This is a genomic window from Kitasatospora sp. NPDC004799 (assembly GCF_040609095.1).
GTDB lineage: Bacteria > Actinomycetota > Actinomycetes > Streptomycetales > Streptomycetaceae > Kitasatospora.
The window spans coordinates 1-1,244 of record NZ_JBEXJK010000810.1; the positions used below are offsets into that span (position 1 = coordinate 1).

At 78.2% G+C, this 1,244-nt stretch carries 1 protein-coding gene; it reads left to right on the forward strand.

Annotated elements, in window-relative coordinates:
* Window positions 1-232 precede the first annotated feature (232 nt).
* Window positions 233-1,201, forward strand: coding sequence for a bile acid:sodium symporter family protein (locus ABZW03_RS40970; RefSeq protein ID WP_355269988.1), 969 nt, complete (start codon window positions 233-235; stop codon window positions 1,199-1,201).
* Window positions 1,202-1,244: the final 43 nt, after the last annotated feature.

Below are 1,244 nucleotides of genomic sequence, written 5' to 3' on the forward strand. Positions count from 1 at the left end.
GGGGGGGCGGCCGGGGGCGGGGGGGGGCCCGGTCCCCCCCCGCCGCCCGCCCCCGCACCCCCCCCCGGGGCTCGGGCCGCGCGGGGAGCGGACCGGCGGGGAACGGCCGGTCGGGGAACGGCCGGTCGGGGAGCGGGCGGCCGGAGAGCGGTTGGCCGAGGGCCGGGTGCAGGCCCGGCGCGGCCCCGGGCCCCGCCCCCGCGGGCTGCTGCCGCGCTGGTTGGACCCGTACATGGCGGCGCTGGCCGCCACGGTCGGGCTGGCCGCGCTGTTCCCGGCCTCGGGCACCTCGGCGCGGGTCGCCGAGGTGGCCTGCGACCTCGCGGTGGCGCTGCTGTTCTTCCTCTACGGCGCCCGGCTCTCCACCCGCGAGACGCTGGCCGGGCTGCGCCACCTGCGACTGCACGGGCTGGTGCTGGCCGCCACCTTCGTCCTCTTCCCGCTGCTCGGCGTGGCCACCGCGCTGCTCACGCCCGTCCCGCTGACCGGGCAGCTGCAGACCGGGGTGCTGTTCCTCTGCCTGGTGCCCTCGACGGTGCAGTCCTCGGTGGCGCTCACCGGCGCCGCCGGGGGCAACGTCCCGGCGGCGATCTGCGCGGGCACCTACTCCAGCCTGGCGGGGCTGGTGCTGACGCCGCTGCTGGCGGCCTGGCTGCTGGGCTCGCACACCGAGCTGTCCGCCGACGGGCTGCTGCGGATCGGGCTCCAGCTGCTCGCGCCGTTCCTGCTCGGGCAGGTGCTGCGGCCGTGGCTCGGCGGTCCGCTGTCCCGGCACAAACGGGTGCTCACCCCGGTGGACCGCGGCTCGATCCTGCTGGTCGTCTACACGGCGTTCAGCGCCGCGGTCTCCCAGGGCATCTGGGGCCTGGCCACCCCGCTCGCCCTGCTCGGGCTGCTCGCGGTGCTGCTCGCCCTGCTGGCCGCCGCCCTGGCGGCCACCGGGATCGGCGCCCGGCTGCTGGGGCTCGACCGGCAGGCCACCGTCGCGGCGGTGCTGTGCGGTTCGCAGAAGAGCCTGGCCAACGGCCTGCCGATGGCCACCGTCCTGTTCGGAGCGCAGGCCGGGCTGATGGTGCTGCCGCTGATGCTCTACCACCAGCTCCAGCTGATCGTCGGCACCGTCCTCGCCGGCCGCTGGTCGCGGGCACCCGCGTCCGGCGGGGCGCCCGAGCCGGCACCGGCCGCCCAGTCGTCCTGGTAGCGCGGGGCGATGTCCCCGGTCTGGTCCCGGACCAGGCCGCGGC

Excerpts from the sequence above, each read along its gene's own strand:
- ABZW03_RS40970 (WP_355269988.1), top strand. The coding sequence starts at position 233 with ATGGCGGCGCTGGCCGCCACGGTCGGGCTGGCCGCGCTGTTCCCGGCC.